The 26,057-nt window shown below is 61.6% G+C and carries 16 protein-coding genes; 7 read left to right on the forward strand and 9 right to left on the reverse strand.

Annotation, left to right across the window (positions count from 1 at the left end; genetic code table 11):
- Positions 1-38 precede the first annotated feature (38 nt).
- On the forward strand, positions 39-884 hold the full coding sequence (locus tag AADV58_RS00290) for a phosphate/phosphite/phosphonate ABC transporter substrate-binding protein (protein WP_081700084.1): 846 nt from the start codon (positions 39-41) through the stop codon (positions 882-884).
- 5 nt (positions 885-889) lie between these two features.
- Positions 890-3,574 (forward strand): response regulator, encoded by a 2,685-nt coding sequence (locus AADV58_RS00295; protein ID WP_281981370.1) that lies wholly within the window; start codon positions 890-892, stop codon positions 3,572-3,574.
- A gap of 55 nt (positions 3,575-3,629) precedes the next feature.
- On the opposite strand, the gene AADV58_RS00300 is transcribed toward AADV58_RS00295, so the two are convergent.
- The 6 genes from AADV58_RS00300 to gpmI all read right to left on the reverse strand — a co-directional run bounded on the left by AADV58_RS00300 (position 3,630) and on the right by gpmI (position 12,584).
- Positions 3,630-6,374, reverse strand: a complete 2,745-nt coding sequence (locus AADV58_RS00300; protein WP_341743747.1) for a hybrid sensor histidine kinase/response regulator — start codon at positions 6,372-6,374, stop codon at positions 3,630-3,632.
- Positions 6,375-6,420: 46 nt separating this feature from the next.
- Complete coding sequence (locus AADV58_RS00305) at positions 6,421-7,083, reverse strand: hypothetical protein (protein WP_341743748.1); 663 nt, start codon at positions 7,081-7,083, stop codon at positions 6,421-6,423.
- An 11-nt stretch (positions 7,084-7,094) separates the two neighbouring features.
- Positions 7,095-8,723, reverse strand: a complete 1,629-nt coding sequence (locus tag AADV58_RS00310; protein WP_341743749.1) for a methyl-accepting chemotaxis protein — start codon at positions 8,721-8,723, stop codon at positions 7,095-7,097.
- 106 nt (positions 8,724-8,829) lie between these two features.
- The gene (locus AADV58_RS00315) at positions 8,830-9,453 is read right to left on the reverse strand and encodes a response regulator (RefSeq protein ID WP_028994131.1); all 624 of its coding nucleotides are present in this window, start codon (positions 9,451-9,453) and stop codon (positions 8,830-8,832) included.
- Positions 9,453-10,925 (reverse strand): PAS domain-containing sensor histidine kinase, encoded by a 1,473-nt coding sequence (locus tag AADV58_RS00320; RefSeq protein WP_051295252.1) that lies wholly within the window; start codon positions 10,923-10,925, stop codon positions 9,453-9,455. Before AADV58_RS00320 ends, AADV58_RS00315 begins: the two co-directional genes overlap by 1 nt.
- 18 nt (positions 10,926-10,943) lie before the next feature.
- Complete coding sequence (gene gpmI, locus AADV58_RS00325) at positions 10,944-12,584, reverse strand: 2,3-bisphosphoglycerate-independent phosphoglycerate mutase (protein WP_341743750.1); 1,641 nt, start codon at positions 12,582-12,584, stop codon at positions 10,944-10,946.
- A gap of 156 nt (positions 12,585-12,740) precedes the next feature.
- Between gpmI and AADV58_RS00330 the strand changes: the two genes are divergently transcribed.
- The 5 genes from AADV58_RS00330 to AADV58_RS00350 are packed head-to-tail and all read left to right on the forward strand — an operon-like array spanning position 12,741 to position 21,756.
- The gene (locus AADV58_RS00330) at positions 12,741-15,698 is read left to right on the forward strand and encodes an EAL domain-containing protein (RefSeq protein ID WP_424243821.1); all 2,958 of its coding nucleotides are present in this window, start codon (positions 12,741-12,743) and stop codon (positions 15,696-15,698) included.
- A complete protein-coding gene (locus tag AADV58_RS00335) occupies positions 15,695-17,893 on the forward strand; it encodes a PAS domain-containing protein (protein ID WP_341743752.1) in 2,199 nt (732 codons plus the stop codon). The genes AADV58_RS00330 and AADV58_RS00335 overlap by 4 nt, the downstream gene beginning before the upstream one ends.
- The gene (locus tag AADV58_RS00340) at positions 17,890-19,206 is read left to right on the forward strand and encodes an HD domain-containing phosphohydrolase (RefSeq protein WP_341743753.1); all 1,317 of its coding nucleotides are present in this window, start codon (positions 17,890-17,892) and stop codon (positions 19,204-19,206) included. Before AADV58_RS00335 ends, AADV58_RS00340 begins: the two co-directional genes overlap by 4 nt.
- Entirely contained in the window at positions 19,203-19,757 is a 555-nt protein-coding gene (locus AADV58_RS00345) for a response regulator (RefSeq protein ID WP_028994128.1), read from the forward strand. Before AADV58_RS00340 ends, AADV58_RS00345 begins: the two co-directional genes overlap by 4 nt.
- Before the next feature lie 25 nt (positions 19,758-19,782).
- Positions 19,783-21,756: a bacteriohemerythrin gene (locus AADV58_RS00350; protein ID WP_341743754.1), complete on the forward strand. Its 1,974-nt coding sequence runs from the start codon at positions 19,783-19,785 to the stop codon at positions 21,754-21,756.
- Here AADV58_RS00350 and AADV58_RS00355 read toward each other — a convergent pair.
- The 3 genes from AADV58_RS00355 to AADV58_RS00365 form a co-directional block, all read right to left on the reverse strand.
- A complete protein-coding gene (locus tag AADV58_RS00355; protein ID WP_341743755.1) occupies positions 21,753-22,829 on the reverse strand; it encodes a sensor domain-containing diguanylate cyclase in 1,077 nt (358 codons plus the stop codon). The genes AADV58_RS00350 and AADV58_RS00355 overlap by 4 nt on opposite strands.
- Positions 22,830-22,949: 120 nt before the next feature.
- Positions 22,950-24,365 (reverse strand): xanthine/uracil/vitamin C permease, encoded by a 1,416-nt coding sequence (locus AADV58_RS00360; protein WP_341743756.1) that lies wholly within the window; start codon positions 24,363-24,365, stop codon positions 22,950-22,952.
- Positions 24,366-24,412: 47 nt separating this feature from the next.
- Positions 24,413-26,050, reverse strand: a complete 1,638-nt coding sequence (locus AADV58_RS00365) for an electron transfer flavoprotein-ubiquinone oxidoreductase (protein ID WP_341743757.1) — start codon at positions 26,048-26,050, stop codon at positions 24,413-24,415.
- Between the last annotated feature and the right edge of the window lie 7 nt (positions 26,051-26,057).

Below are 26,057 nucleotides of genomic sequence, written 5' to 3' on the forward strand. Positions count from 1 at the left end.
CAAGCGCTGCATTCCCGCAGCCGCTTCAGGGATATTCCATGACCCTCCCGTCTCGACTTGCCGGCCTCCTGCGCATTGCCGTTCTGTCTTGCCTGGGTATGATCAACGCCGTCAACGCTGGCGAATTGCCCCCGCTGAAACTGGGCATCATGCCCTTCAACAGCCCGCTGGCCCTGATCAAGACGCACCAGCCGCTGACCGCTCACCTCGAACGCAGCCTTGGCCGCAAGGTCGTCGTATTCACCTCAACGGACTATTTCACGCACATCAACCAATTGCTGGCTGGCGACTTCGATCTGGCGATCACCGGCCCGCACTTCGGCGCCATGGCGGCCAATCGTGACATGCAGTTGCTGTTCCGCTACGCGATCGAGCTGCAACCGGTTTTCGTGGTTCGCGGCGATGGCCCGATCATCAGTGCAGAAGCGCTGCGCGGCAAGACCATCGCCTTGTCGAGCCGGCTGTCGATCTCTTCAATCGGCGGCATCAAGTGGCTGCAGGACAAGGGTTTCGTCCTCAACCGCGACTTCCGGATTGTCGAGTTCAGTTCTCACGGCGCCGCCGTCGCCGCCGTCATCGCCGGCACGGCCGACGCGGCAATCACCACGCACACCCCGCTGCGCCAGATTCCGGAGGACCTCCGGGCGCGTACCCGGCTGCTGGATACCGACATCCACGTCCCGCACGTCATGACCCTGGCGCACCGACGCCTGGGCAGCGCCAACCTTGAGCGCGTCCGGCGCGCCTTCGCTACTTTTCCCGAAACGCCCGAAGGCAAGGCCTTCTTCATCGAAACCGGCTACAAGGCATACATCCCGGTCTCGCAAAGCGATCTCGACAGTTTGCAGGAATTCATCGAACCGACCCGGCAGATGATGAGGTAACCCGCTTGCAGCTTCCAGCCTTCACCCGCAGTTTGCGTTTCCGCTTGCTCCTGGCCGCGCTCGCCATCGAGTTGCTGGTACTCGGCGTCTTGATCGCCAACGGCCTGCGCCTGATCGACGAGCGCCTCAATACGCAGACGCTTCGCCATCAGGAAGCCATTCAGCAGGCCTACCGCGTCGCGGTGGTCGTCCCGCTGGCCAGCCGCGATTACGCGACGCTGCGCGACATTCTCGACGGCTGGCAGCAGAACGAAGACATCGACTATCTGGTGTTGACCGACCCTGAAGGACACCGCCTGGCCAGCAGCCGCTGGCCGGAAAGCGAAGCCTTGCCAACGCCTGGGCGACAGGGCAGCGACCTGATTCACGCCCGCTTCCCCATCGAAATCTATGGCCAGCATTACGGCGACCTGCAATACGGGCTGTCATTGAAATTCCTCAACGAGGCCCGTCGCGAACTCGTCTGGCAAGGCACGCTGATCGCCATCGTCGGCATCCTGCTGACGACGATGGTGCTGGCCGCGGCCGGCTACTGGCTGACCCGTCACCTGTCCATGCTGGCTGCCGCCAGCAGCCGCATCGCCGCCGGTGACTACCGGGCGCCACTGCCGACCACGGTCACCGACGAAATCGGCGAACTGAGTCAGAACTTCGCAGTCATGGCCAGTGCCGTCGAAACCCGGATCGAGGAACTGGCCGCCCATCTGACCCGCCAGCAATCGATACTCGAAGCTCTGGGCGAAGGCGTTTTCGGGCTCGACGAGGCGCATCGCTGCATCTTCGTCAATCCGGCGGCCTGCGAACTGCTCGGCTACAGCGCCGAGGAAATCCTCAACGCCGACACCCACGCGCTGTTCCACCATCACCACGCCGACGGCAGCGTCTATCCGGCCCACGACTGCCCGGTGCACAAGACCGTCACCGACGGCTTGCTGCGCAGCGGCAACGACTGGTTCTGGCGCAAGGATGGCAGCGGTTTTCCGGTCATCCTGACGGTCAACCCCTTGTGGCGCGACGGCCGCCATTGCGGCTCGGTGGTTGCCTTCCGCGACATCACCGACATCGACAACGCCCACGCCGCGCTGCGTGACAGCAACGCCCGCCTGGCCAGCTTCATCGATGCCCTGCCCGATGTCGTCGTGATCAAGGACGGCAACAACCGCTGGCAGCAGATCAACCATGCCGCCGAGGATCTCCTGGCCCTGCACGGCTTCCCCTGGCTGGGCAAAACCAACCGCGAACTGGCGCACGAACGTCCGGCCTTCCGCAAATTCCATGAGCAGGCGGCGAATACCGACGAGGAAGCCTGGGGCGCCGGCGACATTTCCTGCAGCATCGAATACCTGAATGCGGACAATCAACCGCAGCGCATCTGCGAAGTCCGCAAGTTCCCGCTCATGGCCAGGGATGGCAGCCGCCTGGCGCTGATGGTCATCGCCCGCGACATTACCGAAAGCCGGCGCACCGAAGCCGAACTGGCGCACTACCGGCAGCACCTGGAAGAACTGGTGGCGCGCCGTACCGAAGAACTGGAAATCGCCAAGGAAGCCGCGGAGAGTGCGAATGTCGCGAAAAGCGTGTTCCTGGCCAACATGAGCCACGAAATCCGCACTCCGCTCAACGCCATCACCGGCATGGCCCATCTCATCCGTCGCGCCGGCCTGACCGACGAGCAACGGGAACGTCTCGACAAACTGGAGTCGGCCAGCACCCACCTGCTCAACATCATCAACGCCGTACTCGACCTGTCCAAGATCGAGGCCGGAAAATTCACCCTGGAGAGTACCTCGGTGAATGTCGCCGCCCTGTTCGGCAACATTGTCTCGATGCTGCAACCGAAGGCAGAAGGCAAGGACATCCGCCTGATCGTCAATGTGCCGGCACTGCCTGATACCTTGATCGGCGACCCGATCCGTCTGCAGCAGGCGCTGCTCAACTACGGTGCCAACGCCCTGAAATTTACCGAGCATGGCCGCATCAAGCTGTCGGCTGAGGTCCTCGAGGACACCGGTGATTCCCTCTTGTTGCGCTTCACCGTGGAAGACAGTGGCATCGGCATCGAGCCCGAAGCCCTGGCGCGCCTGTTCTCGGCCTTCGAACAAGCCGACAATTCGACCACCCGCAAATACGGCGGCACCGGCCTCGGTCTGGCGATCACCCGCAAACTGGCCGAGCTGATGGGCGGCCAGGTTGGCGCCGACAGCATCCCCGGCCAGGGCAGCACTTTCTGGTTCACTGCCCGCCTGAAACGCGGCCAGGCCGCCGGTGAAGAGCGCTTGCACGAACTCACGGCAATACCCCCGCAATATCTACGCAACCGGAACATCCGCCTGTTGCTGGCCGAGGACGAACCGATCAACCGGGAAATCACGCAGATGCTGCTCGACGAAATCGGCCTGCAGGTCGACTGCGCCGAAGACGGCCAGAAGGCACTGCAAATGGCGTCAGCAACCGCCTACGACCTGATCCTGATGGACATGCAGATGCCGCACATGGACGGCCTGGAAGCCACCCGCCGCATTCGCGAACTCCCGGACTACGCCGACACCCCCATCCTGGCCATGACCGCCAATGCCTTCGTCGAGGACAAAGCCCGCTGCTTCGAGGCCGGCATGAACGACTTCATCGCCAAGCCGGTCAAGCCGGAAGTGCTGTTCGCCATGCTCGACAAGTGGTTAGCCCGGGAATAACCAGCACCGGGAGAAATCCAAGGCAATCAACCGCCCCCGTTTCCGGATAATCGGATTACCTGAGAGCCGCTCTCAGTGCATCTATCAGTCGAGTCAGACGCTCGGCCAGTAGCGCCAGATCAATTTCGGCCCGTGCCCGATCACCTTGCTTGAGACTGGTATCCAGCAGGGTCGCCAACAGGAAAATCGGTACGGCCCCGACATTCCCTGCCGCGCCCTTGAGCCGGTGGGCCACTCTTTCGGCAGCATCGAGCTGCTTCTGGCCGATCAAGCGCGTCAGTTCTTGCGCATCGTTGCAATGCGCCTCGACAAAGACCTCCAGCAGACGCCGATAGAAAGCCACCTTGCCGCGAGCCAGCCTGAGACCCGCAGCCAGTTCGAGATCGGGTATCTCTGCCAGACGGGTCGTCAGTGCTTCCTCCTCGCCGGATACCTGAACCTCGCCCCGGCCATCCCCTGTTTCGCTTTTCTGAACGACCGGCAACCACTTGCACAGCTTGGCGTATAGCTGCTCCGGATCGACCGGCTTCGCAATGTGATCGTTCATGCCCGCCAGGACAGTTGCCTGCCGATCCTCTTCAAAGGCATTGGCCGTCATGGCAACGATCGGAATATCCTGCCACCCCGGCAAAGCGCGAATGGCACGGCAGGCATCCAGGCCATCCATATTGGGCATCTGGATATCCATCAAGACCAGGTGATAGTGCTGCCGACGCGCGAATTCAAGCGCTTCGGCACCGTCGCCGACGACATCAACCGACAGCTTGACCGCACGCAGCAATTCAAAGGCGATTTCCTGATTCACCGGATGATCTTCTGCCAGCAGCACCCGGGCCTGTTCGCCACGGGCTCGCAATTGATGCGCCGCATCGTCCGCGCCATCGATCTGCGCCAGGATCGCTTGTCCGCGCTTCAGGCGGGCGGTAAACCAGAAGGTGCTGCCCTGGCCGGGGATGCTGTCGGCGCCGGCCTCGCCCCCCATCATCTCGGCCAGCCGTCGGGTAATCGCCAAGCCCAGGCCGGTACCGCCGTACTGCCTGGTGGTCGAGTTGTCAGCCTGGGAAAACGGCTGGAACAATCCGGCGAGCTTCTCTGCGGCAATACCGGGTCCGCTATCGGTGACCGAGAAGCGAACCAGCAGATCATCCTCGCGCTCTTCAAGCAGTTTGGCGGCCAGGGTGATATGACCTCGTTCGGTAAACTTCAGAGCGTTGCCGGCGAAGTTGAGCAAGCACTGGCGAAGACGCATGACGTCCCCACACAACCAGAGCGGTACGGCATCCGGATCGACATGAAACGCCAGTCCTTTCGCGCGAGCCGCATCCGAGAGCATGGAATGGACGTGGTCGAGCACTGCGGAAAGCGGAAAATTTCCTTGCTCGAGTTGCAATTTTCCGGCCTCGATTTTCGAGATGTCCAGAATGCTGTTGATGATCGACAGGAGGTGCTTGCCGGCAATGCTGACCTTGTCGAGCCGCTCGATCTGCACTGGCGACGCCTCTCCACGCAGCAGGTGAACGAGCCCCAGGATGACGTTCAGCGGCGTCCGGATTTCATGTGACATGTTGGCCAGAAAAGCCCCCTTTGAGCGACTCGCGGCCTCTGCCGTGGCCCTGGCTTCGACAAGTTCGGCAGTTCGGCTTTCAACGACCGCTTCGAGTTGATCGCGGTGGCTTGCGATCTCGGTGTTGGACTGGCGCAGTTGCGCCCTGGCCTCCTCAACCTGGCTGATCAGGCTGTTGAAGGTGGCGGTCAATTTCTGGACTTCATAGCTGCTGCCTGCTTCCGGGAAATCGATGTAGGTCAGCTGGCTGGGCTCCAGCGTGGCAATTCGCTCGGTCAGCCGGGTCAGGCCGTTGGTAATGCTTCGCCCCAGCCACCAGATGCCGCCGATGCCAAGCAGCAACGCCAACCCCATCCCCAGCAGATAGAAAAGCCTGAACCGGCTCACCGGTTCGTAAGCCTCGGCTGCCGGCAGGTTGGCACCGACGATCCAGTCATTGACTGTCAAGCGCTGGAACGACGAGATGGCGTGCAGGCCCCTGCTGGTGACGGTCTCACCGCTTCCTTCCCAACCCTCCAGGGCTTGGTCGTACAAGCGGTTGGCGCCGGGCGGTACATCCTGCTTCATGATCCTGGACGAGTCAGGATGAAGAATCATGGTCCTGTCCTGGGCATACAGGAAGAAGTAGCCGGTATGCCCATACCTGGCTCGAACCAGGTCCATGAAGAGGCTCCCATCGGCCAGCAGGTCGATCGCGCCCCCCAGGATCGCCACCAAGCGTTGACGTTCGTCGAATATCGGCGCCGTCAGCATGACCGTCGGGTGACCATGCTTGCTCGAGGCGTACGGCTTGGAAATATAGGGTTTGCCGGTTTCCAGCGTCCGCAGGTAATACTCACGGAAAGATGCATCGAAACCGCGACGCCCCGGCAAATGCGGATTTTCCACCAGCAAGCGGCCGTCGGGCCTGAAGATGAACAAGCCGTTATTGAAGAAACTGCTCACGCCGGCACGGTTGTCCAGCCATACCTGGGCGGCATCCGGATCACGCAGCACCTTATGGGGCAAGACCTGAGCCACGCTAATCAGGGCGCGGTGGGCAGAGAGCAGTTTGTCATCCAGCGCGCGGGCCACGTGGGTCAGGCTGGTAAACTGCTGAGCCATGGCCTGTTCACGAATCTGCTGCTTGAAGTAGATATAGGTGACCGTGGCGGTGATGGCCAGAACCAGCAGCAGAAACAGGGCAACGCCCACAATCAGGCGTTGCTTGATCGAGTTCGGATTGTGCCTAAGCATGCGCCAGCCTTGGTCTCGACGTAGCGACGCTATTTTCCGCAAAAGCTCAACGGGCGCAAAGCATGGCTTTGAATTGACCTTCCAACGAGATCGCTCGCCCGGAAAGCACCCGTTGGCGCTCTCGATAGCGGCTCATGATCTCCTGCCGGGTAAGCAAAGGCGGTTTCACGGCGTTTGCGCCCGGCCCCGCGCTGTAAAGCGGAGTCTGCCCGCCCTTGCGATTGCGCCGCCAGGCCGAAATATGAACGCGCCCCTGCTTCATCAGCACATCCATGTAGCCACCGTTCTTGATGGTATTGGTCGACAGGCCGGCCAGCTCGGCAATATCCCGGTAACCAAGGTTGGCCGAGCCTTCAAGTGCGGCAACGATTCTTGCCATCCCCACCGAATCGCGATCCCTGGTTTGAAATTTTGGCCGCGGACAATCCGGACCAGCCCCCAGTGCGTAGATCGGCGTGGTGAATCCATTGTGGTTCTTTGCCCACCCCTCTACCCGAATCAAGCCCATGGCCTTCATTTTTTTCAGATACCCCCCACCCTCCAGGGTTTTCGCCGCGACAAAGGCATGCTGCGAGATTTCCTTTGCCGACAACGGGCTTCTGGATTGCAGGAGCGCCAGGATCCTGCGCATCGCCGGAGAGAGCGAATGCTCGGCAACGGGAACAAGCTGCGGACGCGCTGTTTGCGCGAGAGCGGTCAATGAAGGCATGGCGCCAAGACTCAGACGCGGAACCGGGAAACAGCCGACTGCAACTGTCGGGCGGTGGTATCCAGTGTTTCCGCCGCCTTCGACGTCTCATGGGCAATGGCGCTGGCTTCCTCGGCCTGGGTGGCGATCTGCTCAATCCTGACGGCAACGTCATTGGAAGCGGTTGACTGCTCGCGCAGCCCGCTATCGACATCGCGGATGACTTCAGCCACCTGTTGCGCCAGGTCGCGCAACTGCGCAATCGAATCCCCCGCCTGTCCGGCAAGCTTGACGCTGCTGTCGGCCAGTTCCACCCCGTGACTGACACCGCCGACAACCTGCCCGGTCGATTGCTGGATTGCCTTGACCATGGCGCTGATCTCGCCGGTTGACACGGAGGTCCGCTCAGCCAGCTTGCGCACTTCGTCAGCAACAACCGCAAACCCACGTCCGCTTTCACCGGCCCGCGCCGCCTCGATCGCGGCATTGAGCGCCAGCAGATTGGTCTGGTCGGCAATGTCGCGAATGACCAGAACAATGCTCGATATCTTCTCCGACTCGCTCTTGAGCTCCTCGATCTGGGTCGCTGCATCGCGCACCACCGAGGAAACCTGGTTGATGCTGGAAACCAGCCGGTGAATGGCATCGTGCCCCTGTCCGGCCTGATTGTCGGAAGCCGCGGCAAGACGCGCCGCTTCCCCGGTACTGTCGGACACATGGTTGATCGATACGGTCAGCTCCTCGACATTGGCGGCAATCGCCGATGCTGCGGAACTCTGGATCGACGACGACTCATCGATCATTTCAACCGAGTGCTTGAGCGAACCGGAAGCTTCGAGCACCTTGGCGGCGCCCTGCAGCGATTCGCTGATGGTCTGGCGCAGGGATTCCTGCATGTGGCTGACCGCCTGCAGCAATTTGCCGATCTCGTCGGCACCGCCCACCGGCACCCGCTCGGTCAGATTGCCCCCGGCAATACGCTCGGTAGCCTCGACCGCCACATTGAGCTGGGTCGTCATGCGCTGTGCGATAAGATAAGCGACCAGCAAGGCCATCAGGGAGCCGAAGATCAGCCCGGCAAATGCTGCATTTCGCCCCGTATCAAGCTCATTGCGCGCCTGATCGATATAGCCCTTGGTGTCCTCGCGCCGGAGTTCGGCAAGCTCGCCAACCCGGTCACGCAACTGGTTGGCGGTGCTGACCCACTCGGTCCGGCGCAGTTCCTGGGCGCCGGCTTCGTCGCCACCGGCAGCCAGCGCAATGGCCTTCTCCACACTGGCCTTGTAGGCATCGGCCGCCTTGAGTGCGGCCTGGAAGACCTGGCGCTCGCGCTCGCTGGACAGCAACTTCTCGTAATCGGCGAAAGCCGTCCGCATCGTACCGTCGAGTTTCTCCAGGTCCTTCGCCATCCTGGCTTTTGCCTCAGCCGATCCCGGCAACATGTACTCCAGACTGCGCACACGGTAACGCAGACGCAGCTCACTGATATCGGCCGCGAGTTTCAATGCCGGAACTTCCTTTTCGGCAATCACATCGACATCGTCATGGACCAGATGCAATTCATACACGGCGAAAATGATCGCGGCAATGAGGACACCGCCACTGAGGGCAAAATTGACCATCAGTTTCATGCGGATTGACAGATTATCGAACCAATTCATGGATCCTCCCGGCTTGGCGAATGACAAACATGGCCCGACTCTATAAGTAATCGGGAAAAGGGACTATCCCCATTTCCGGGTAGAAGCCCCTGCCGGGAAGGGGTTTTCAGCCCTTGAGCAGACCCTCGCGCAGCGCGTATTGGGTCAGTTCGGCAATTGAACCAAGCCCCAGCTTGGCCTTGATGTTCTTGCGGTGGGTCTCGACTGTCCCGGTCGATATGCCCAGAAACCCGGCAATCTCAGCGGCCCGCATGCCGCTGGCGACACAACGCAGGACGGATATTTCGCGCGCCGTCAGCGGCGAGCTCCCGCAAGCGGCATTCGGCTTCAGCGCCCGGCAGGCATCGGCACATAGATAAGTACTACCGGCCATGACGGCCCGGATGGCGGCCAGCAGATCTTCCCCGCCTGCCGATTTGACGACGTAAGCACCGGCGCCTGCCTGCAGCATTGCCTCGATGAAAAATCGTTCCGCATAACCTGACAAGGCAACGATCTTCAGGCTGGGCATCAACTGCAGCAACTGGCCGGCAAGATCGACCCCGCCGAGGTCAGGCAAACCGACATCGAGCACCGCAACATCCGGTCGCTGGGTGTCGACCAGCACCAGCGCCTCTGCCGCATTGGCCGCCCCCCCGACAATCACGATGTCGGAAACACGCTGCAATTCAAGCTGCAGGGCTTCACGAAATATCCGGTGATCGTCGATCAAACCGATCCGTATAGGCATCACCCCTCCCCACTCAAGGGCATGCGTAGCGTGATCCGGCTTCCCTGGCCAGGCTGACTCTCAATCTCGAAACTTCCGCCCATATAGACCATGCGCTCCCGGATGCTGGCCAGCCCGAAGCCCGCGCTGGATGAGTCATTCTGAAAACCACGCCCGCTGTCCTCGATGACGAACACAACTTCCGATACGCTTTCGACAACCCCGACATGAGCCTGCCCGGTGACGGCGTGACGCGCCACATTGATCAGCAATTCGCGAATGCAGCGAAACAGCATCGATGCCTGCACCGGCTCAAGCCGAGTGCATGTTGCATTCCCAGACGAGACCTGAACCTCCAGTCCATACGCATCCCCCATTTCCGTGGCCAGCCAGTACAGTGCCGGCAGCAGCCCGAGCTGATCGAGCACCGGAGGAGATAGCTGGCTGGTCAGCGATCGGACCCGGGAACTGGCATCATCCAGAAAGATATCCAGCTGCCGGCATAAGGTCAGTGCCTCGCCTTCCTGGCAATGGCTGGTCAGCGCATCGAATTTCAATCTCACGACATGCAGCAACTGCCCGAGATCATCGTGCAGGTCGCGAGCAATTTCCCGTCGCTCCCTTTCTTCCGCAAGCGCCATTTCGACCGCCAGGCGTCGCAAGGCCTGAGTCCGCTCGACAACACGCTGCTCAAGCTGCTCATTGGCCTCCAGCAAGGCCAGCTTGGCTTGTCTGCGTGCGGTGACGTCACGCCCGACTGACTGCACTTCCAGCAATTTCCCGTCGGTATCGAAAAATCCGCGATTGATGAACTGCATCCAATGCAGCGTCCCGTCCCCCGCATACACCCGGTTTTCGATCGTCACCACGGGATTGTCAGGCGACAACTCTGCGAGCTTCGCATTGATCAGCGGCAGATCGTCCGGATGGGCAACCGGATGCCAGCACTGGCCAAGCAGTTCGCTCAATTCCTTGCCAAAAAACCGGCAGTACACATCGTTGGCGTAAAGAAAAACGCCATCGGCCCGCAGACGCGAAATAGCGTCGGTCTGCGCTTCGAGCACCGCCCGGTAGCGCTCTTCACTCTCGCGCAGTTTCTGCTCGACCTCCTTGACGTCCGACATGTCTGTCACCAGGACAAAAAAACCACGCACCTCGCTGCCCAGGCAATCCGGCACGTAGTGTGTCAGCGCATGACGTGGCGGACCACCGTGCGGTCTTGGGATGAGCCGCTCGAAAACCTGTGCTTCCCCGCGAAGGACCGCTTCGATACGCGGCCGGTTGCTCTGGTAAAGCGCCTCGCCGATCACTTCGCTGATGTGCTTTCCTGGCAAGGTTTGCGGATCAATGTCGAACCATTCCCGATAAGCGTGGTTGCCGAAACGGTTGCGCAGTTCCTTATCCCAACAGCCGATCAGGGCCGGCATGTTGTCGATAATGATCTGCAATTCATGCTCGCGTTCATGCAGGGTCCGAGCCAGTAAGGTATCCACGAGAACGTCCGCGATCGGCTAAATCGTGACCAACAAGCTCTCGTCCCAGGCCGGATGCCGGTCGTAGCCAAGCAAGGCGGCGACCGTCGCCGCAATGTTCGACAGGCCGGCAGTTTCCGTCTGACGCAGGGCCAGCCGGCCACCGCTGGCGGCGTCGAACAGGATCAGCGGCACTGGATTGAGCGTATGCGCGGTCTTGGCCTTGAACGAGCCATCCGGGTTTTGCGCCGGCTGCCTGGTTTTCTTGTCGAGTTCGAACATTTCGTCGGCGTTGCCGTGATCGGCGGTGATCAGCGCCACGCCGCCGGCTGCCTCGACCGCTTTCAGCAAACGCCCGAGCGCCAGGTCGACGGCTTCCACGGCCATCGTCGCCGCGCGGAAATTACCGGTATGGCCGACCATGTCGCCGTTAGCGAAATTGCAGCGGAGCACCCGGTACTGGCCGGACTGGATCGCCGCGATCATGGCGTCGGCGATTTCGGCCGCCTTCATCCACGGCCGCTGCTCGAAGGGCACGACATCGCTCGGAACTTCCTGCCAGGTTTCGCCGGCGAACTTGCCGGAACGGTTGCCGTTCCAGAAATAGGTGACATGGCCGAACTTCTGCGTTTCGGAACAGGCGAACTGCGCCAGGCCCAGCTTGCTGAACCACTCACCAGAGGTGTCCTTGATCGCCGGCGGCGCTACTAGAAAACGCTTGGGCAACTGCAGGTCACCGTCGTACTGGAGCATGCCGGCGTAAGTCACCTGCGGGTAGCGGATGCGGTCGAACTTGTCGAAATCCGCCTCGACGAAGGCGCGGGTGATCTCAATCGCGCGGTCGCCACGGAAGTTGAAGAAGACGACGGAGTCGCCGTCCTCGATGGTGCCGATCGGCTGCCCGTCGTCGGCGATGACGAATTCGGGCAAGTCTTGATCGATGGTGCCGGGATGGCTTGCCCGCAGGCCGTTCACCGCCGCCGTTGCATTCGGGAACTGCCGCCCTTCGCCCAGAACATGCGTCTTCCAACCTTTCTCGACCATCGCCCAGTTGGCGTCGTAGCGGTCCATCGTGATGTACTGGCGCCCGCCACCGGAGGCGATGCGGGCGTCGAACCCTCCGGTCGATTGCTCGGCCAGGAAGGCTTCGAAGGGTACAACGTAGTCGAGCGCGCTGGTTTCCGGCACGTCACGGCCATCGAGCAGGGCGTGGATGCGCACGCTGGCAACGCCTTCCGCCTTGGCGCGCAGAACCATGGCCTTCAGATGATCGATGTGGCTATGCACATTGCCGTCGGAAAATAGCCCGATGAAGTGGATCACCCCACGCCCGGCCTTGGCGCCGGCAACGATCTGCTGCCAGGCCTCGCCGGCCCAGATGCCGCCGTCGGCAATCGCATTGGCGACCAACGCCGCCCCCTGGGCATAGACCTGACCGGCACCGATGGCATTGTGGCCGACTTCGGAATTGCCCATGTCGTCGTCGGACGGCATGCCGACTGCCGTCCCATGAGCCCGCAAGCGGATATTCGGACAGGTCGCGAAGAGCCGCTCCAGGTTTGGTTTTCGGGCAGCGGCAATGGCACTGCCCGCATCATTGGCCGGCAAACCGTAGCCATCCATGACGATCACGACGACGGGACCGGCAACGCCGGGAAAAGCAGCGAGTTTTTGCAGCATGAAAGTTTCCTGCGGAAAATTGATCCGACGAACTGGCAAGGCCGTCAGACGCTTGCTCATGACACGTAAAAGTTGCACATTTTAACCTTGACAGCTTGCCTTGACCGAGACAGATGAAATAAGTAACAATAATAACAAAATCACAAGGATGCACCAATGGCAGAACGAGATTCCCTGACAAGCAGGACAGCCCGCCCGGTGGTTTTGGCAGTCGATGATCTACCATCGAATCTCGCGGTGGCCTCGGCCATGCTGGAAGAACTGGATGTGGACATCCGCCTCGCCGAGAACGGCCGAACTGCGCTGCAGTACGCGGAACTCGCTCCGCAACCCGACCTCATCCTGCTCGACGTGATGATGCCCGGCATGGATGGTCACGAGGTTCTGGCGCGCCTGCGTAGCAATCCGGCCACCCGGCACATCCCGGTGATCTTTGTCACCGCCCTCGACAGCCCCGGCGACGAACATTCCGGATTGCTCGAAGGTGCCGTCGACTACATCGCCAAGCCACTGCTGGCCCCGGTATTCCGGGGCCGCGTGCGCAACCATCTGGAACTCAAGCTGGCCAGGGATCAACTGGCGCGCCAGAACATCTCGCTGGAGCAGGAAATTTCCCGGCGCCTGCTGGAGAACCAGCAACTGGCCACCCGCCTGCAACTGACCTTGTCAGCCACCGGCCTGGGCATCTGGGAGTTTCATCGCGACAGCGAACGCATGGTGTGGAATCCCGACCTTTGCCGAATGCTCGGCCTGACCGAATCGCCGGGGACGCTGAACGCCAGCCTGGCTTATTTGCATCCGGAAGATCGCCCCCGCATCGAACACGCCATCCGGAATCCGCCACCGCCCGGCAGCGAAATATCCGTCGAGGAATTCCGTTTGCGCCATGCCGACGGGCACTGGCTGTGGGTCGAGGGACGCGGTCAGTCCCTGCGCCTCGACGAAGGCGGCGACTCGCTGCTCAGCGCTGGCACGATCACCGACATCAGCCGGCGCAAGCAGATCGAGAGCGAACGCCAGCTCACCTCTGTCGTATTCACGGGAATCAGCGACGGGATCTGCATCACTGACCCGGAGGCCCGCATTCTCACCGTCAACAAAGCTTTCGTTCAGGTCACCGGCTACAGCGCCGAGGAGGCCATCGGCCAGACGCCGGCACTGCTCAAGTCAGGCGTACATGGCCAGGCTTTTTACCAGGGTTTGTGGGACAACCTCCATCACGAAGATAGCTGGCAGGGTGAAATCACCAACCGACGCAAGAATGGCGAACTGGTCACCGAGTGGCTGCACATCTCCGCCGTCCGTGACAGCAATGGCAAGCTGACGCATTACGTTGGCCTGTTCAGCGACTTGTCCGAACGGCGCGAAGCCGCCGAACGCATCCAGTACCTGTCGAGCTACGACCCCTTGACCGATCTGCCCAACCGCAATCTGCTGAGCGACCGCCTGGCCCAGGCGCTGATCAACGCTGACCGGTTTGAGCGCCAGACGGCAGCGATCCTGCTCGACCTCGACCATTTCCGCCTGGTCAACGAAAGCTACGGCCCCCCGATCGGCGACGCCCTGCTGCAGGAAGTCGCTCGCCGTCTGCAAGGCCTGCTGCGTGAAGGCGACACCCTGGGCCGCCGCTCCGGTGCCGAATTCGGTTTCGTCATGGCCAACCTCAGCCACGAGCGTGACGCCATCGACTTGGCTCAACGCCTGCTCGACGCCATCGCCGAACCTTTCACCGTAGATGATCAGACGCTGTTGCTCACGGCCAGCATCGGCATCAGCCTGGCGCCGCGGGATGGCAACGCTGCCGACGACCTGTTCAAAACAGCCGATATCGCCCTGTCCCGCGCGAAGCAGGCTGGACGCAACACCTTCCGCTTCTATGCGCCGGAAATGGATGCCGACGCAGCCCGCCGACTCGGCCTGGAAAGCGCCCTGCGCGGCGCGCTCAAGAACAATGAACTGGCGGTTCACTACCAGCCCCAGGTCAGCCTGGAAAGCGGCCGGGTGATCGGCATGGAGGCTCTGCTGCGCTGGCAGAACCCGGCTTTCGGCAAGGTCTCCCCGGGCGAGTTCATCCCCCTTGCCGAAGATAACGGGATGATCATTCCAATCGGCGAGTGGGTACTGTCAACGGCCTGTGCACAAGCGCGCCGCTGGCTCGACCTGGGCCTGACCATGCCCCTGCGCCTGGCAGTGAACCTGTCGGCACGTCAGTTCCGCCAATCCGACCTGGACCGGACTGTCGCCCGGGCACTGGCCGAAAGCGGTCTGCCCGCCGACTTGCTCGAACTGGAAATTACCGAAAGCGCCTTCATCGACGACGCAGAAGATGCCATTTCCATGTGCCGCAAGCTCAAGCAGCTTGGGGTCAAACTCTCGCTCGACGACTTCGGCACGGGCTATTCCTCGCTCTCCTACGTTTCGCGTTTTCCCTTCGACAAGATCAAGATTGACCAGAGCTTTGTTGAAGACATCATCGAGAACCCGGTAAACGCTGCCATCGCCACGGCCGCCATCGTCATGGCCCGCAGCCTGAATCTGGCGATACTTGCCGAGGGCGTCGAGACCGAAGCCCAGGCGCGTTTCCTGCGCGGCCGGCGCTGCGACGCGATCCAGGGCTTCCTGTTCAGCCCGGCCCTGCCGGCTGCCGAATTCGAACAACTGCTCGCCGGACGGACCAGCCTGCCGATCGCCGACATCCCGTCGAGCGGCAAGCAGACACTGCTCATCGTCGATGACGAACCGAACATCCTCAACGCCCTGTCGCGTCTGTTGCGCCGAGAAGGTTTCCATATCCTGACCGCAACCTCGCCGCTCGACGCCTTCGAACATCTGGCCAAACAACCGGTCCAGGTGATCCTGTCCGACCAGCGCATGCCCGACATGTCCGGCACCGAGTTCCTGGCTCGGGTTCGCCAGCTTTATCCGGAAACCATCCGCATCGTCCTTACCGGCTACACCGATGTCGACTCGATCACCGGTGCCATCAACCGGGGCGCCATCTACAAGTTCCTGACCAAACCCTGGGACGACGACCAGCTACGTGAGGAGATCCGGGAGGCCTTCCGGCTGGCCAAGGACAAGCAGCGTGACAGCCATGATGGAGAAACCCCTTGACCCTGACCGAGCCCGGTACTGAGTCCCCCCTGATCTGGCTGCTGCTTGCCCTGATCGGCCTGCTCGCCCTGATCTTGCCTGGCTTGTTGCAGAACCGCCTGCAACGCGAAAAGCGTCAATTCCGTGCTTTCTTCGAGCAAGCCATGGTCGGCATGGCGCGCTCGACCATCGACCGTCGCTGGATCGAGGTCAATCCAGCGCTCTGCAGGATACTCGGCTACTCTCAGGACTTCCTGACCCAGTGCGACTGGATAACGCTGACCCATCCCGAGGATCGCGAACACAACCTGCAGTTGTTGAACGCCGCACTGGCTGGCGAACGGGACGAAATATTGCTGGAAAAACGCTTCCTCCGCCCTGATGGCAGCATCGTCTTCGTCAACCTGGCAGCCCGGGCCGTCCGTCTGAACAACGGCCAGGTCGATTATTTTACCGTGGTCATCGAAGACATCACCCAGCGCCAGCTTGCCGAAAGGCAGTTTGCCAACCAGGTCAATCGTTCGCTGGCATTGATCGAGCTCCCGCAGCAAGCAGAAACGCTGAACGAAGAGGAGTTCATGCTGCAAGCGCTGGAACGCGCGGAATCGCTTACCGCCAGTCAGATCGCCCTGTTGCATGTTGTCAACGACGGCGGAAACCAGATCCTTTTGAAAGCGTGCTCCCGCAAGACACCGGAAAGCTATCGCAGCAATCCTGCCGGCCCCTGGAACGACGTTGCGAGCACTGCAAGTCCGCTGCTGATCAATGCATTTGCTGATGAGGAGTTACCCACACTCCATCGCCTGGTCAGCGTACCCGTAATCGAGAACCAGCATGTCCGGATGATCTTCAGCGTCGCCAACCGCCGCGAGGATTACGACCACTATGATGTCGAGACAGTCCAGCTACTGGCCAACGAAACCTGGCGCATCGTCCGCCGCCAGCGTGCTGACCGCGACCTGCGGCTGGCCATGCAGGTCGTCAACGCCAGCCCGGTGGTCTGTTTCCGCTGGGCGGCCAGCAACGGCTGGCCGGTGGTTTTCGTTTCGGAGAATGTCAGCCAGTGGGGCTACACGCCGCAACAACTACAATCCAACCAGCCCGCCTTTGCCAGCATCGTGCACCCCGACGACCTGACCCGGGTCGGCGACGAGGTCATGCGCCATACAGCAGCCGGGGCCAGCGGTTACGAACAGGAATACCGCCTGATCACCGCCGACAACCGGGTGATCTGGGTGGTCGACCGGACCAAGGTGACCCGCGACGCGCACGGACTGCCGGTTTTCTACGACGGGGTGCTGACCGACATCACCGAGCGCAAGGAACAGCAGCTCCTGATCGCCGATAACCTGGCCCGCCAGCAGCAACTGAACAAGCGTCTGGAAGAAGCCAACAACCAGTTGCTGCAATCGGAAAAAATGGCTTCGATCGGCCAGCTGGCCGCGGGCATTGCCCACGAGCTGAACAATCCGATCGGCTTCGTTCATTCCAACCTGGGCACACTGAGCGGCTATGTCGACGACCTGATGACCATCCTCGACGCCTACGCCGACGCGGCGGCGCGCCAGGGAGAAAACTGTCCCAACCTGAAAGCCATCGAGCAATTGCGCGAGGAGCGCGACTTCGACTTCCTCCGCGATGACATCTTCAAGTTGCTCGCCGAGTCTAAGGACGGCCTGGGCCGGGTGCGCAAGATCGTGCAGGACCTGAAGACATTTGCCCGCGTCGGCGAGCAGGAGTGGCAGGAGGCCGACCTGCACCAGGGACTCGATTCGACGCTGAACATCGTCTGGAACGAACTCAAGTACAAATGCCAGGTAGTCAAGGAATACAGCGAGCTTCCGCCGGTGTTCTGCCTGATCTCGCAACTCAACCAGGTGTTCATGAACCTGCTGGTCAATGCCGGGCACGCCATCGAGCAGAAGGGAACGATCACCATCCGTACCCGCCGAGTGGACGCGGACAAGGTATGCATCGAGATCGCCGACACCGGCAAGGGCATTCCGCCGGAGAACCTGCGCCGCATCTTCGAACCCTTCTTCACCACCAAGCCGGTCGGCCAGGGTACCGGCCTCGGCCTGTCGGTGTCCTATAACATCGTCCAGCGCCATCAGGGCCAGCTCACCGTAGACAGCGAACCCGGCCGCGGCACGACCTTCCGCATCACCCTGCCCATCCACCCCGACACCAGCGCCGCCCAGGAGAAAACATCATGAGCGAGACCAGCGACGCGCCCACCCTGCTGCTCGTCGACGACGAAGCCAGCATCCTGTCCGCCCTGCGCCGGCTGTTCCGTCCGCAGGGCTATCGCATCCTGACAGCCGAAAGCGGTGCCGCCGGCCTGGAAATTCTCGAACGCGAAACGGTCGATCTGATCATTTCCGACATGCGCATGCCGGAAATGGACGGCGCCACCTTCCTCAAGCAGGTCAGGCAGCGCTGGCCGCAGATCATGCGCATCCTGCTTACCGGTTACGCCGACATCAGTTCGACCGTGGCCGCGATCAACGAAGGCGAAATCTACCGCTACATCGCCAAGCCCTGGGACGACAGCGAGATCCAGACCGTCGTCCGCGAAGCCCTGGCGCGCCAGCGCCTGGAGTCCGAGAACCGCCGGCTGACCGCGCTGACGCAGGCGCAAAACGAGGAACTGAAAACCCTTAATGCCAGCCTGGAACAGAAGGTCGCCGACCGCACGGCGGAATTGCGCCAGGCTCTGACCTTCGTCGAACAGGCACACGGCGAACTGAAGAAATCCTTCATGACCAGCGTCCAGGTCTTTGCCGGCCTGATCGAACTACGCAGCGGCCCGGCCGGCAAGCAACTGGCCGGGCACGGTCGACGCGTCGCCGAAAATGCCCGCAAGCTGGCCAAGCGCCTCGACCTGGGCGAAGCCGAGGTTCAGAACATCATGCTCGCCGGCCTGCTGCACGATATCGGCAAGCTCGGCCTGCCCGACGACCTGCTCGGCAAGCCCTACAACCTGCTCGGCGCCGAACAGCGCACGCTGGTGATGAAGCACCCGATCATCGGCCAGAACATCCTGCTCGGCATCGAGCGTTTCCGCGATGCCGCACTGATCGTCCGTCATCATCACGAATGCTACGACGGCAGCGGCTACCCGGACCGCCTGGCTGGCATCGCCATCCCCCAGGGGGCGCGGCTGCTGGCGGTGGCCAACGATTACGATTCGCTGCAGGTCGGCACGCTGGTGCAACGCCCGCTGAAACCCACCGAAGCGCTCGATTTTCTGGTCGAGAACCGGGGCAAGCGCTACGACCCGGCGGCCGTCGATGCCTTTGTGCCAATGATTGCCGAAACGCTGAAGACCGGGCCGGTCGAAATCCCTTTACGCACCATGCACCTGAAACCCGGCATGGTCGTCAGCCGCGACCTGATGCATCGCGATGGCTACCTGCTGCTGGCCACCGGCAGCGTCCTCAAGGCCGAAATCATCGCCCAGCTGGAACGCATGGAACAGGTCGAACAACACCACCTCACGGTTTACATTCGCCAGGAAGAAAAATGAGCCGCATCCTGATCGTCGACGACGAAATCTCCATCCTGAAAGCCCTGCAGCGCCTGCTCCGGGTCGCCCCCTGCGTTTATGGCAACAAGCAGTTCTCGCTCGAAGTCGTGGCCTGCGAATTTCCCAGCGAAGCGCTGAAGCACGCGCGGCAGGGCGAGTTCGACCTGTTCATCAGCGACTACCGGATGCCGGAAATGGACGGCATCGAGTTCCTCAAGCAGGCGCGTGCCCTCCAGCCCGACGCCGCCCGCCTGATCCTGTCCGGCTACGCCGACCTGAATGCCCTGGTTCGCGCGGTCAACGAAGTCGGCATCGAGCGTTTCATCGGCAAACCGTGGAACGATTACGAGCTGATGTCGGCGATCGCCCAGGCCCTGGCCCATCGCGAACTGCTGCTGGAGAACCGCCAGCTGGCCGACCTGGTGCGCGTGGAAATGGGCGACAAGACCGCCGAACAGATCGAAGCCGAACGCCTGGAAAGGCTGGAACCGGGGATCACGCGCGTCAATTGGGGACCGGACGGATCGGTCGTCCTTGACGACGACAACTGAAGCACGCAGCGCCACGAGGAAAACCATGGACGCCTTTGTCTGGGACCAACGCTACATGACCGGTGAAGCACAGGTCGACGGCGAGCATCAGGAACTGGTGCGCATCATCAATGCGCTGATCGACCTGCAGTCGAAATATGCTTCGCCTGACGCAGTCGCCCAGGTCCTCGACCAACTGGTGAATTACGCCGTCGTGCACTTTGCCCACGAAGAAGCCCTGATGGCCGAAAGCCACTGCGATCCGCGCTTCGTCGAACGTCACGTCGCCGTCCATCGCAGTTTTGCCGAACAGGTCGTACGCCTGCGCGATTCTTCCGCCGATGGCAGCGATCTTGAGTACCTGCTGAATTTCCTGACCAGCTGGCTGGCCCAGCACATCCTCGGCATGGACAAGGCCATGGTCCGCCAGATCGAGTTGATCCGTGGCGGCAACAGCCCGCAGGCGGCCTACGACGCGGCGGCGAAAATCACCACCGACCCGGCGACGTCGAGCATGCTCGATGCGATGGCCTCGCTCTACCGCATCATCAGCGCCCGCAACGACGCTTTGAGCGAACTCAACCGCGGCCTCGAAGCCAAAGTCGCCGAACGCACCGAAGCCCTCAAGGAGAGCAACCGGCGCCTGCTCGAATCCGAACACCGGCGCTCGACCGAAACCCGGCGCAATCTGGAACTGTTCCTGTCGCAGATCATCGACGGCGATCCGGTACCGACCCTGGTGATCGACGCCTCGCACCGCATCACCCACTGGAACAAGGCCTGCGCCAACATCAGCGGCCTGCCGGCGGAACGCATGGTCGGCACCTGGGATCAATGGATGGCGTTCTATCCTGCGGCACGACCGATCATGGCCGACCTGATCGTCGATGGTAGCCTCGAGGAACGGTTCAACACTTATTATCACAACCTCTTCCGGCGCTCGAAAACCATTGAGGATGCCTTCGAGGCAGAAAGCTTCTTCCCCAACCTCGGCGAGAACGGGCGCTGGCTGTTCTTCACCGCCGCCCCGATCCGTGACGGCGAAGGCCGCATCATCGGTGCCATCGAGACCCTGCAGGATGTCACTGACCGCCATCTGGCTGAGGATGAACTGCTGAAATACCAGGAACAGCTGGAAGCCCAGGTCGAAGCCCGGACCCACGAACTGGCCAACGCCAACCGCCAGCTTGAGCACGAACACGCGGAACTGACCGCCCTGCTCGGCAAGATCGACGAAGCCCAGCAACAACTGCTGCAATCGGAAAAAATGGCGGCCATCGGCCAGTTGGCGGCAGGGGTCGCCCACGAAATCAACAATCCGATCGGCTTCGTCAATTCCAACCTCGGCTCGCTGAAAAGTTATACCGGCAACCTGCTGCGCCTGGTCGACGCCTACGAGAACGGCGAGGCGCAGGCCATCGCTGTCGCCCGTCAGGCGGCCGATCTGGAGTTCCTGCGCGAGGATCTGCCATCACTGCTGGCCGAATCGCAGGAAGGCCTCGACCGGGTCACCCGCATCGTTCAGGATCTCAAGGACTTCTCCCGCGTCGACCAGGCCGAACACCAGCGGGCCGACCTCAATGCAGCGATGAACAGCACGCTGAACGTGGTCCGCAACGAACTCAAGTACAAGGCCGACGTCATCGTCGAACTCGGCGACATCCCGGAAATCGACTGCGTGCCGGCGCAACTGAACCAGGTCTTCATGAACCTGCTGGTCAATGCCGCCCAGGCCATCCCCGAGCGCGGCAAGATTTTCGTGCGTTCAGGCGTCGAGCGCGATCACGTCTGGTTCGAGATCGAGGACACGGGTTGCGGCATGTCGGCGGAAACCCGGCAACGCATCTTCGAGCCCTTCTTCACGACCAAACCAGTCGGTAAAGGCACCGGCCTCGGCCTGTCGATTTCCTACGACATCATCGTCAAGCGCCACCATGGACGCCTGGATGTGCATAGCGAACCGGGCAATGGCACGACCTTCCGTATCTGGCTGCCAATCGTCCAGTCGGCAGAAACCTAGAACAGTTCGGTCTCGCCGTAGCTGGGGCTGGCGAAGGTACCGCGTTCGACCAGTTCGTGGAAGTCGTAGATGCGGTTGCGGCCGTCCTGCTTGGCCTGGTAGAGGCTGCGGTCAGCCCGGCTGAGCACTTCCACCGGCAGGACTTCGGGATCGACTTCGGCATAGCCGATGCTGACCGTCATCGATTCGATACGCGGGAAGACATGGGCTTCGATCGCCAGGCGGACGCGTTCGAAGACATTGCGGGCAATGGCCTCGTTCTCGGCCGAGATGATGGCGACGAATTCCTCGCCCCCGTAACGGTAAAGCAGGTCCGAGGAACGGAAAGTGGCCTGCATCAGCCGCGTAGCCAGCAACAGGATTTCGTCGCCGACCATGTGGCCGAACGTATCGTTGATGCGTTTGAAGTGATCGACGTCGATGACCGCCAGCCAGAACTTGCCGGACAACTGGCTGCGCCTTCCGTCAGCACGTTCATGGAAGCTGTCCGGTCGTGCCATCGCCGACCAGATGCGCTCGAAATTGTTTTCCAGCGCCTGGCGATTGAGCAGACCGGTCAGGCGGTCACGCTGGCTGACGTCGAGCAGTGCGTAATAATTCGAGAACACTTCGAGAACGCCTCGTATGGTCGCATCCTCATTGGGCGAAGCTTCATGATCGCGCTTGAAAACGAAGTAACCCAGCACTTCATCACCACCAAGCAGAGGATAGGCGGTCAGCATGTCACCGGCGAAGGATCTCGTGCAGGGTTTACCAAGCAGGCGAACATTCTCCATCAAGGCAAGGATCTCGGGCTGCACATCGGAAACCTGGGCGATTTCCTCGATACGCTCCACCATACGGGCCACGCCGTCGGCCTCGACGACCTTGGAACGATGATAGTGGATCACCCGCGCCAGCAACTGCCCATCGTCCAGGCGGTAGAGCGAGGTATCAAGCACGCCAAGCAAAGGACCGAGCGTGCGCAGCAGGCTTTGCTCGAGCAACTCGGTATCGCGGATCGAGGTCATCATGCCCAGCTTGCCGAGCAAACCCGGCACCCGGAACTGATTGGCGTTGGTCAACATACGCATGAGCTTGCTTTTTTTTGGCGAACGGCCTGACATCATACAAAAAAAACGGGGCCTATGGCCCCGTGAAAGGAAAGAGACTCAAGTCGATTGCTGTTCTCCCTGGTCTCTTGCGCAGAGTTCCTATTTCTGGGCGACGCCGTGGCTGTCGCCGGCTTCGATATCAGAGGTATTGTCGCCAAGGATGGACAAGTCCTCCTTGGCCCGCTGCGCCGCGTTCGGGCGCTCGATCAGCCAGTACAGGACGAGGCCGATCACCACGGCGTAGACCGTCGCCTTCGGATCGGGCATCGCCAGCGTTACCGCGACAATGCCGGCAACGCCGCGTTCGGTGGAGTTCTTCAGTTCCTCCATGCCGACCATGATGCAAATGTAGGCGGTCAGCACCAGGGTCAGCGACAAGGCAATCGGTAGCACTGGTTTGAAGATGCTGACCAGCGGCAGGATGAAGATGGCGATCAGGCCGGTGATCCAGAAAGTCCCGCCACCGCTGTAGATTGAATCCATCGCCTTGCGCCCCAGCGCATAGCGCTCGGCCACCGTGGCATGCGCCGCCGTCCACAACGGGCCGGCCAGGCCGGGCCAGGGCGCGAGCAAGGCGTGCAGGCCGTTGCGCAGGGCGGTCACCAGGTGAACACGGGTAACGTCGAGTTCGATCTTCTCGTCCTCGCGCAGGTGATCGACGCGCTTGCACAGCGTGAAACCGACCAGGATGTCGCCGAAGGCAATGACGTAGGCGATGATCGCGGTTGGAATTGCCAGCAGGAACATGTCAATGCTCGGCATGCCGACATTGAAGACGAGGAAGTTCATCATCAGCCCGAAGTCCGGCTGGGTGATTCCCCACTGAACTTCCGGCAGCGGGTACTCACTCACCGCCCAGCCAACCAGCATGGCGAGAATCATCCCGGGAATCATGCCGAAGTTGGAAATCGCCTTGGCCAGCTTGCTGCTTTCGACCACATGCTTGAACGACAGCGAGAACAGGATGTAAGCGGAGACGATGCAACCGATCAGCAGCGAGATCGGCGTGCTGTCGATACGCCCGCCGGCCTTCAGCTCACCCATCATGGCGGCGATACCGGCGCCGATGATGATGCCCGACTTGAGCGAATTGGGAATCACCTTGACCAGTTTGTTGCCCAGCCCGGTCAGCCCCAGGAAGAGGAAGATGACGAAGACTTCGACCTGCAGCGCAAACATCGCCTTGACCGCTTCCGGCCCCGGCTCGAAGCCCTGCAGATAGAGCAGCACGACGGGAATCGCCGGCGTGATCCAGCCCGGCACCAGCGGCACCCCCATCAGCGCCGGCAGCAGGTAGCCGATGCCGGCGATGACGCAGAAGGCCAGCGCTGCCTCGTAAGGCATGCCGAGATACTTCATCAGTAGCGGAATCATTGCCAGGCTGACCACGAACATGATCAGGCCCTGGATCATTTCCGGGAATTCCCAGCGGTAATGGATGAACGGTAGCCGGATCTTGAACGGACCCAGCGGCCAATAGGGGTGTTCTGCCCCGTGCTCGCGTTGCATTGCCATGCTGTTCTCCTGAGTGTTTTATGTTTTTTTTGCTGCGGGTGCTGCACTTACATGTTCGGATAATTCGGCCCGCCGCCGCCTTCCGGCACCGTCCATACGATGTTCTGAGTCGGATCCTTGATGTCGCAGGTCTTGCAGTGCAGACAGTTCTGCGCGTTGATCTGCAGTCGCGGCGCGCCTTCGTCTTCACCAAGGATTTCGTAGACGCCGGCCGGGCAGTAACGCGTTTCCGGCGCACCGTACTTGGCGTAATTGACCGACAGCGCCACGGCGTCATCCTTCAGGCGCAGATGGCTCTGCTGGTTTTCCTCGTGATTGGTCGCCGACAGGAAGACCGACGACAGACGGTCGAAAGTCAGCTTGCCGTCCGGCTTCGGATAATCGATCCTGGCGTAATCCGTCTTGCTGCCCAGCTGGCTGTGATCGTCGTGATGGGCGAAGGTCCACGGCGCCTTGCCACGGAACAGGAAGGTATCGAGCGCACCATAGGCCAGGCCGCCCCACAGGCCCCACTTGAACGCCGGGCGGATGTTGCGCACGCGATGGAGTTCGTCCGACAACCAGCTCTGCCTGACCTGCGTGCTGTAGCCGGTCGCTTCCATGCCCCAGTCTTCGCGCGCCAGCAGCTCCAGCACGCTGTCGGCAGCCAGGATCGCCGACTGCATGGCCATGTGCGTCCCCTTGATCTTGGGCACATTGAGGAAGCCGGCGGTGTCGCCGACCAGCAGGCCACCGGGGAAAGTCAGCTTGGGCAGCGACTGGAAACCACCTTCGGACAGCGCCCGGGCGCCGTAGGAAATGCGCCGGCCGCCTTCGAAGAAACCGCGGATCGAGGGATGCGTCTTGTAACGCTGGAATTCCTCGTACGGCGACAACCAGGGGTTCTGGTAGTCGAGACCAACGACGAAACCGACGGCGACCAGATTGTCTTCCAGATGATAGAGGAAGGAGCCGCCGTAGGTGTCGTTGGTCAGCGGCCAGCCGACCGAATGCACGATCAGCCCCGGCTGGTGCTTGGCCGGGTCGATTTCCCACAGTTCCTTGATGCCGATGCCGTAGGTCTGCGGGTCGGCGCCGTCGCGCAGATTGAAGCGCTCGAACAGCTCGCGGGTCAGCGAGCCACGGCAGCCTTCGGCAAAAATGGTCTGGCGGGCGATCAGCTCCATGCCCGGCTGGAAGTTGTGGCCAGGCTGGCCGTCCTTGCCGATGCCGAGGTCGCCGGTGGCGACGCCCTTGACCGAACCGTCTTCGTGATAGAGCACTTCGGCGGCGGCGAAGCCGGGATAGATTTCGACACCAAGCGCTTCCGCCTGCTCGCCCAGCCAGCGGCAGAAATTGCCCAGGCTGACGATGTAGTTACCGTGGTTGGCCATCTGCGGCGGCGTCGGCAGCTTGAACGAACCGCCTTCGGTGAGGAACAGGAAACGATCCTCGCCGGCCGGCGTGTTCAGCGGCGCACCGCGTTCCTGCCAGTCCGGGAACAGTTCGGCCAGCGCCCGGGTCTCGATGACGGCACCGGACAGGATATGGGCGCCGATTTCCGAGCCCTTCTCGAGCAGGCACACCGATACCTCGCGACCGGCGGCGGCCGCCTGCTGTTTGAGGCGGATCGCCGCCGACAGCCCCGAAGGGCCGCCGCCAACGATCACGACATCGTATTCCATCGTATCGCGATCGCTACGCATGATGGCC

It is taken from the genome of Azonexus hydrophilus (assembly GCF_038368255.1).
GTDB lineage: Bacteria > Pseudomonadota > Gammaproteobacteria > Burkholderiales > Rhodocyclaceae > Azonexus > Azonexus hydrophilus.